This is a genomic window from Bradyrhizobium sp. YR681 (assembly GCF_000282615.1).
Taxonomy (GTDB): Bacteria; Pseudomonadota; Alphaproteobacteria; order Rhizobiales; family Xanthobacteraceae; genus Bradyrhizobium.
The window spans coordinates 1-4,803 of record NZ_AKIY01000150.1; the positions used below are offsets into that span (position 1 = coordinate 1).

Genomic DNA, 4,803 nt, shown 5'->3' on the forward strand with positions numbered 1-4,803 from the left:
GGCGGGGAGCCTCGCCGAGATCTCGTCGGTCAGCGCCAGCAGGTCGGCGGTGCCGCCCTTGCGCACCGCGATCGAGGTGACCACGGGCACGCCGAGCTCCTTGGCGAGCCGCTCGACGTCGACAGTGATGCCGCGGCGCGTGGCGATGTCGAACATATTGAGGACGAGGACCATCGGCCGGCCGGTGCGCTTGAGCTCCAGCAGCAGGCGGATGGTCAGGCGCAGATTGGTGGAGTCGGCGACGCACAGCACGAGGTCGGGCACGGTCTCGCCGGTGGCCTTGCCGAGCACGAAGTCGCGGGTGATCTCCTCGTCCGGGCTGCGGCCGCGCAGCGAATAGGTGCCGGGCAGGTCCACCACCGAGACCTGGCGCCCTTGCGGGGTGACGAAGAAGCCTTCCTTGCGCTCGACGGTGACGCCCGGATAGTTCGCGACCTTCTGCCGGCTGCCTGTCAGGGCATTGAACAGCGAGGTCTTGCCGCTGTTGGGCGTGCCGACCAGGGCGAGATGCAGCAGGGGTAATTCCATGGAATCAATGATCCGGTCGCTCAGGCGACGATGATGGCCATGGCTTCGCGGCGGCGCACCGCGATCGTGATGTTGTCGACCCGCACGGCGATGGGGTCGCGCCCGACCAGCCCCTCGTGCAGGACCTCGACCCGGGCCCCCTCGACGAAGCCGAGCTCGATCAGCCGGCTCTCGAGCTCGATGTCCGAGAGCGCCGAGCCGGTGTCCTTGGTCGTGAGGTGCTGGATGACGCCGGTGTAGCCGCGCAGGGCCAGACCCAGCGGCATGTGCGGGCGCGTATGTGGGGTGTCGGTCATGCCCTGTATTTTCAACGCAGGGCATTGAGGTCAAGCGCACTTGCCCACGGAAGCTGCACCTTAGAGTGATTTTAAAGTGCAGATGCCGAAAGCGTGAGGACGGCGCCCCTGGCGGCTACTGGGCCGGGACCTTGTCCGGCTGGATGGCGGCCATGGCGCGGCTCTTGAAGTAGTCGAGCACGAACAGGCGGATCGCCGAGGACAGATTGCCCTGCTGGCGGGCGCCGTCGATTTCGCCGACGAGCTCGGACAGCGTCATGTTGCGCAGGCCCGAGATCTCCTTCATGCCGTTCCAGAACGCCTCTTCCAGGCTGACGCTGGTCTTGTGGCCGGCGACCACGATCGATCGCTTCACGACGGGCGATTTCATGACTGATCCTCGTGATCGATCTGATGCTGGTCCAGATGCGCCTTCGCCTTGTCCGCGCGCGTCTCCTCCACCGACCGTTCCGCCTTGGTGCGGCCGAACTTCGTCCGGTTGGCGTCCGCCTGCTTCGCCGAGGCTTCCCGCTCGGCGCGCTTCCTGAAACGATTCAGGTTGATGACGTTCCCCATGCCGCGTCTCCATCATCCGATCCTCATCAGGCAGGATGAAACATTCAGAAACAGGGCGCCGCGTCGCACCCCACAAGACTTGATCGTCATTCGCTCGTCCTCGTCAATCGGCCGCTTGGGCCATCAAACGATGAATTTCGCCCCGTCAAGGGCAGAAGGGCTGCGTAACACACCGCCCCGCCGCAACATTGACGGTAATCAAATCCCGCTGCCAAAGCCGCATATTTCTGAGGGTCGAGCGTCCGTATCATTACGGATGACTATCGGAATTCGGAATTTTATCCCGGGCTGGTCATCTTCTCGGGCCGGACCAGGCGGTCGAACTCATCCGCCGAGACGAAGCCGAGCCGCAGCGCCTCCTCCTTCAGCGTGGTGCCGTTGGCATGCGCCGTCTTCGCCACCTTGGCGGCGTTGTCGTAGCCGATCTTCGGGGCGAGCGCCGTCACCAGCATCAGCGAGCGCTGCATCAGCTCCTTGATGCGCTTTTCGTCGGCACGGATGCCGCTGACGCAATGTTCGGTGAAGGAGCGCGCGGCGTCCGCCATCAGGCGGATCGAGTGCAGCATGTTGTAGGCGAGCACGGGCTTGTAGACGTTGAGCTCGAAATGGCCCTGGCTGCCGGCGACCGTGATGGCGGTGTGATTGCCGAACACCTGGCAGCACACCATGGTCATCGCCTCGCACTGCGTCGGATTGACCTTGCCCGGCATGATCGAGGAGCCCGGCTCGTTCTCCGGCAGGACCAGCTCGCCCAGGCCCGAGCGAGGGCCCGATCCGAGCAGGCGGATGTCGTTGGCGATCTTGAACAGGCCTGTCGCGACCGAATTGATGGCGCCGTGCGCCAGAACATAGGCGTCGTTCGAGGCCAGCGCCTCGAATTTGTTGGCGGCGCTGGTGAAGGGGAGCTTCGTGATCCCGACCACGTGCCTTGCGAACAGCTTTGCGAAGCGGGGCTTCGAGTTGAGGCCGGTGCCGACGGCGGTGCCGCCCTGCGCCAGCGGATAGAGATCCTTCACCGCGACCTTGAGCCGCGCGATGCCGCTTTCAACCTGTGCGGCATAGCCGGAAAATTCCTGGCCGAGCGTCAGCGGCGTCGCATCCTGGGTGTGGGTGCGGCCGATCTTGACGATCCTGGCAAAGTCCTTCTCCTTCTTGCGCAGCGCGCGGAGCAGCTCGCCCAGGGCCGGGACGAGATCGGCATTGATGCGGCTGGCGGCCGCGATGTGCATCGCGGTGGGAAACGAGTCGTTCGACGACTGGCTCATGTTGACGTGGTCGTTGGGATGCACCGGCTTCTTGGCGCCGAGCTCGCCGCCGAGCAGCTCATTGGCGCGGTTGGCGATCACCTCGTTGAGGTTCATGTTGCTCTGGGTGCCGGAGCCGGTCTGCCACACCACCAGCGGGAAATGGTCGTCCAGCTTGCCCTCGATCACCTCACGCGCGGCGCGGATGATGGCATTGGCGCGGCGCTGGTCGAGCAGGCCGAGCTCGAGGTTGGACTGCGCCGCTGCGAGCTTGACGATGCCGAGCGCGTGCACGAGCGAGATCGGCATGCGGTCGATGCCGATGCGAAAATTCTGGCGCGAGCGCTCGGTCTGCGCCCCCCAATAGCGATCGGCGGGGACCTCGATGGGACCAAAGCTGTCGGTCTCGGTGCGGGTGGAGGGGGGCGAGGTCTTTGAGCGGGCAGCTTTGGCCATGAGCACATCCATTCTGCCGCGCGAAATGCCGCCCGGCCTCTTCATGCGCTCTTCTATATAGGCAGTTTGGCCGGGCGCGACGGGCCCGGGGCCCAACCTAGATCATTTCTTGCGGAAACGATCGAGCCGAACGACCTCGGCGCCGCCCTGGCTTGGCGGGGTCGGCTCTTCTGCGGTCTCCGCCTTCTCCGCGGCGGGCGCGGGCACGGACAGGGCCGACGGGGCAGGGGCCGCCGGCAGGGTCTCCGGCGCGACCTCGGCGACATCGGAGGTGTCGAACTGGAGGCCGAATTTCACGGACGGATCGAGGAAGCTCTTGATGGCGCTGAACGGCACGATCAGCCGCTCCGGAATGCCGCCGAACGACAGGCCGACCTCGAAACGGTCCTCGAGCACGGTCAGGTCCCAGAACTGGTGCTGGAGGATGATCGTCATCTCTTCGGGATATTGCGCCAGCAGCCGCGGCGACAGTTTCACGCCCTCGGCCTTCGACACGAAGGTGATGAAGAAATGGTGCTCGCCCGGCAGGCCATGGGCCGCGGCGTCGGTCAGTACCTTCCGCAGCACGCCGCGCAGCGCGTCGCGGGCCAGCACATCGTATCGGATATGATCGGTCGCCATGGTGTCCTGTTGCATTCCAGGAGTTGGGCCCTGCCGGCCCGACTCGCCAAGCCGCAATAATATCGCGCCTGACGGGTCAGCAGGAGTCCCCGCCGGGGAAGAAATGAAATGGTAGTGGAGGCTTCTGTTGCCAGGTGCCTCCGAACCCCGCCTAACGGAGCTTAACCCGTTAGGACTTTAAGATGGTCTTTCAAACTGCGTTACGCAGCCTGAGCAACCGGAGCAAAGTTGTCGTTGGCAACTATTGCAGTAGCCCGATAACGGCGGAACAATACCGGGAAAAAGCACGCCCTTTACGCCCTCGTCGATCCTATTTCGCCCCCGCCAAAACCCGCTTCCGGGCGTGCCCGCAGGTGGGCTTTGGTGGAGGCGCCGGGTACCGCCCCCGGGTCCGAATGGTTTATTGCGACGACCATTTATTTCCATAGCCGGCGAACCGGCACCCCCAATATAGGGGGCAAAGGTTTAGAAAGACAGGGGTTTGGCACGACCAGGCGAGGTTCCCTTTGGATAGGTTCCGGGCCGCCACGAGTCCGACCTTGGCCGCGCCGCGGCCCTCGTTCTAAGCTCCTGACATGTCCGAGGATTCACCGCCGGCCGCCCAAGAGCCGGACATCACTGCCGTGCATACTCCTCCGCCGAGCCTCGCCGAGCTATTCGTGGCCTTCGCCCGGATGTCGCTGGCCGGTTTCGGCGGGGTTCTGGTGTTCGCCCGGCGGGCGATCGTCGACCGGCACCGCTGGATGACGGCGGACGAGTTCAACGAGACTTTTGCGCTCTGCCACTTCCTGCCCGGGCCCAACATCGTCAATCTGTCGATGGTGTTCGGGTCGCGTCTGCGCGGGATTGCCGGCGGCGTAGCCGCCTTTACCGGGCTGCTGCTGCCGCCGACGCTGATCATGACCGTGCTTGCGATCATCTATGCCCGCTTCGGCGACGTCGAGGTGCTGCGGCGAATTCTCGCGGGCATCTCATGCGCCGCGGTCGGCCTTCTGATTGCGGTGGTCTTCCGCATGATGACGCCGCTCTTGAAACGGATGGAGGCCTCGGCGCTCATCCTGATGGTCAGTGTCTTCCTCGCCATCGGCGTGCTGCGGCTGGCG

The 4,803-nt window shown here is 64.8% G+C and carries 7 protein-coding genes and 1 other RNA gene; 1 reads left to right on the top strand and 7 read right to left on the bottom strand.

From position 1 onward, the window contains the following. The 7 genes from PMI42_RS12555 to ssrA form a co-directional block, all read right to left on the bottom strand. On the bottom strand, positions 1–528 hold a 528-nt coding region (locus PMI42_RS12555), incomplete at its 3' end, for a FeoB small GTPase domain-containing protein (protein ID WP_008134459.1). 20 nt (positions 529–548) lie between these two features. Next, positions 549–824 carry a FeoA family protein gene (locus PMI42_RS12560; protein ID WP_008134461.1) on the bottom strand — a complete coding sequence of 92 codons (276 nt, stop codon included), beginning with the start codon at positions 822–824 and terminating at the stop codon, positions 549–551. A gap of 115 nt (positions 825–939) precedes the next feature. After that, positions 940–1,194 carry a ribbon-helix-helix domain-containing protein gene (locus PMI42_RS12565; RefSeq protein ID WP_008134463.1) on the bottom strand — a complete coding sequence of 85 codons (255 nt, stop codon included), beginning with the start codon at positions 1,192–1,194 and terminating at the stop codon, positions 940–942. Continuing rightward, complete coding sequence (locus tag PMI42_RS12570) at positions 1,191–1,379, bottom strand: DUF4169 family protein (protein ID WP_008134467.1); 189 nt, start codon at positions 1,377–1,379, stop codon at positions 1,191–1,193. The genes PMI42_RS12565 and PMI42_RS12570 overlap by 4 nt, the downstream gene beginning before the upstream one ends. Before the next feature lie 278 nt (positions 1,380–1,657). Further along, positions 1,658–3,091, bottom strand: a complete 1,434-nt coding sequence (gene fumC / locus PMI42_RS12575) for a class II fumarate hydratase (protein ID WP_035965441.1) — start codon at positions 3,089–3,091, stop codon at positions 1,658–1,660. Positions 3,092–3,181: 90 nt separating this feature from the next. Beyond that, entirely contained in the window at positions 3,182–3,700 is a 519-nt protein-coding gene (locus PMI42_RS12580) for an SspB family protein (RefSeq protein WP_008134470.1), read from the bottom strand. Between the two features lie 113 nt (positions 3,701–3,813). Next, positions 3,814–4,180: a transfer-messenger RNA gene (gene ssrA / locus PMI42_RS37665) on the bottom strand. Positions 4,181–4,275: 95 nt separating this feature from the next. On the opposite strand from ssrA, the gene PMI42_RS12585 reads away from it, so the two are divergent. Next, positions 4,276–4,803, top strand: a 528-nt coding sequence (locus PMI42_RS12585; protein WP_008134472.1) for a chromate transporter, incomplete at its 3' end; no start/stop codon positions are given.

Coding starts and splice junctions, on each gene's coding strand:
- PMI42_RS12560 (WP_008134461.1), bottom strand. CDS start 824: ATGACCGACACCCCACATACGCGCCCGCACATGCCGCTGGGTCTGGCC.
- PMI42_RS12565 (WP_008134463.1), bottom strand. CDS start 1,194: ATGAAATCGCCCGTCGTGAAGCGATCGATCGTGGTCGCCGGCCACAAG.
- PMI42_RS12570 (WP_008134467.1), bottom strand. CDS start 1,379: ATGGGGAACGTCATCAACCTGAATCGTTTCAGGAAGCGCGCCGAGCGG.
- fumC (WP_035965441.1), bottom strand. CDS start 3,091: ATGGATGTGCTCATGGCCAAAGCTGCCCGCTCAAAGACCTCGCCCCCC.
- PMI42_RS12580 (WP_008134470.1), bottom strand. CDS start 3,700: ATGGCGACCGATCATATCCGATACGATGTGCTGGCCCGCGACGCGCTG.